This is a genomic window from Symbiobacterium sp., assembly GCF_040797425.1.
Lineage (GTDB): Bacteria > Bacillota > Sulfobacillia > Symbiobacteriales > Symbiobacteriaceae > Symbiobacterium.
The window spans coordinates 1-2,603 of sequence record NZ_JBFNEH010000117.1; the positions used below are offsets into that span (position 1 = coordinate 1).

General features: G+C 67.6%; 1 protein-coding gene. It reads right to left on the reverse strand.

From position 1 onward, the window contains the following. Nucleotides 1-124: 124 nt before the first annotated feature. Entirely contained in the window at nucleotides 125-2,320 is a 2,196-nt protein-coding gene (locus tag AB2385_RS16880) for a YcdB/YcdC domain-containing protein (protein WP_367656176.1), read from the reverse strand. Nucleotides 2,321-2,603: the final 283 nt, after the last annotated feature.

Below are 2,603 nucleotides of genomic sequence, written 5' to 3' on the forward strand. Positions count from 1 at the left end.
GTACGGGAGTACTCCCTCATGCAGAATTGCCCTGGTTAACGTTCCCACAACGGCTCTTCCAACCCCGGAGCCCTGGTACCTGCGCCACAGCGACCCTCTCCCCGGCTGAGCCGCTGCGGTCGGCCTATTTCCGGGGCTCTGCGCTCACGGCGTAGAGGATCTTGGCCGCGTCCCCCCGGGTGATCGGGGCCTGCGGGTTGAACCGGCCGTCGCTGTCGCCCTGCACGATGCCGAAGCCGGAGAGCAGCGCCACCGCGTTGGCATACTTGGCCCCGACCTGATCAGCGTCGGCGAAGGGCATCGCAATGGCCCGGTCCATCGCAGCGACCCGTGCATAGCCCATCGCCCGGATGGCCCAGAGGGCGAAGAGCTCTCGGGAGACCGGGCCGCTCAGGTTGGCATCCTCCGGGAAGTCCTCCGGCAGGATGATCCCCGCTCGCATGGCGGCTCCGAAGTAGGGCGACTCCTCGGACTGGGCGAGTTTCCGGGCCAGGGCCTCCCCGGCACCCATGCCGCCGAAATCGGCCGCCACATCCGGGCGCAGCCCCTCGGCCAGGACGATCCAGCGGGCCAGTTCGCCGGCGGTGGCGAGGCCGTCGGGGTTGAACTTGCCGTCCACCAGGTCCAGGACACCGCGGCTCCAGAGCAGTTCGATTTCCCGCTCGGCGGGATGGCCGGCGATGTCGGTCGGCCGGCGGGAGGCCTGGATCAGGTCGCGCCCGTCGTAATCGAGGGGCACCCCGGTCAGGGCATCAATGCTGCTCACCGGCAGCCGGTTCTCAGGTGCCCAGAGAAGGCGGGGCGGAAGCTGTCTGTTCTCCTCTTGCGACCAGAGGCTGACCCAGCGGAGCCCAAACCCCTCGGCGGCCAGATAAGCATCCGTCGCCGCCTCCGCGCCGACCACTCCTTCGACCGCAGGGAACTCCTCCCCCTGCCGCGCCGTACTGCTCCAGAAAGAGCGGACGTCTCCGGTGCGCTCATCAACCTCCACGAAGAGTTCCCACCCTGTCACCGGCACGCCGTTCTCCAACTGCTGGAAGTCGAAGGAGTGGGTCGCCGGACGGTAGTCCGTCCGGGCCAGGGGATCCTCCGCGGCGGGCAGGTACTGCACGCGACCGGCGAGGTCGGGCCGGTAGGTCCGGATAAACGCCAGGGCCGTCGCCTCGGCCTTCTCCCGGCTCACGGGCGGCTCCTCCCCCTCCTTCAGCGGCACATCATCGGGCCCCCACGAGTAGAGGTAGGTGAGGGCGCCGGTCAGGGCGTCCACGCCCACGTCGATCTGGCTTTCGGAATCGGGGTTCCGGTTCCAGGAGAAGGACCACTCCGCGGTCTTGACGTCTGTTCCCTGCTCCGCATAAGAGCTGGTGGCCGGCGGGTCGGTCCGGCCGGCGGCCGCCTGGGCGATCCGAAGCGCCGCCTCCCGGTTCAGCGGCACCACCGGCTGCTCATACGGCGTCTGCCCGAAGTCCACAAGCACGGGATCGGGAGCGGGCTTCACGGGATCGCCGTCATAGCCGAGCGCCCTGCCCTCCTGGTCGATGTACGGAAAGCTGTTGCGCGGCTTGTAGACGAGTCGCCACTCGCCCTCGTCCGTGCCCGGTCTGGTGAAGTACTGGTACTGGAGAGTCATGCGCAGGAACGGGCGGATGGACGCCTCGGCCGCCTCCCGGGAGAGGAGGCTCTCCGGCAGGACGAACGGCACGCCCTCCCGCCAGGTCAGGCTGTAGTTGGTCAGGTCGCCGGTCCGGGCGTCGATGGCGATGCTCACGCCATCCCCGTCCACCGGGTAGCCCTGCTCCACCCGTTCCCAGGAGAACTGGTAGGACGTGCCGCCCCAGTAGGCGGCGTTCAGCGGGTTCTCCACAAAGCGGAGGGCAGGCTGCAGGTCCGCCGGCACCAGCTTCGCAAACCAAGCTTCGGCCACCTTGCGCGCCTCGCCCATGGTGTACGTCAGGGCCGGGGCCTCCCGCTCGGGCGGCCACTGGTTATACCCGGTGACCCAGCCGGTGACGGCATCAACCGAGACGTCGATGTCCTTTTCGCGGCTCATCCAGGTCAGCGACCAGACGGCGGTGTCACCCGACTGCCGGATGGCGACGTTGGGCCCCTCAAACTCCGACGGGATGGGGAAGAACTGCTTGGCGATCGCGATGGCCTGTTCCCGTGAGATTTTGACTTCGGTGGATTGCCCGTCCGGGCGTTCGTCGTCCGACGCCGCGGGGGCCGGGACGACCCCGTCTGCCGCCCACGCTCCGGCAGGGAAGGCGAGCAGTGCCGCGGCGACAACGGATGCCAGGAGACGGATCCGTTTCTGCATCATGACGATCCCCCCTTCCACGTCTTGGACGGTTCATGGAAGAATTCGTTTCGACCCCTGCGTTCCGCACTAGACGACTGGGTAAAACAGAGAGCATCCGCCCGCGCCCTCATGGCCGTGGGGGCTCGCGGGGTCCGGTTCTGGCCGCGCATGGGTCGACACGTGTTCGAGGAGGAAAAGAAAGAAGCCGCCCAGGTGGTCGATGACCTCCTGAAGACGGCTACAAAAAAAGATGCTACCGTAATTGTGGTGGAGCACTACCGCCAGCGCTGGAAATAAGGAGGCA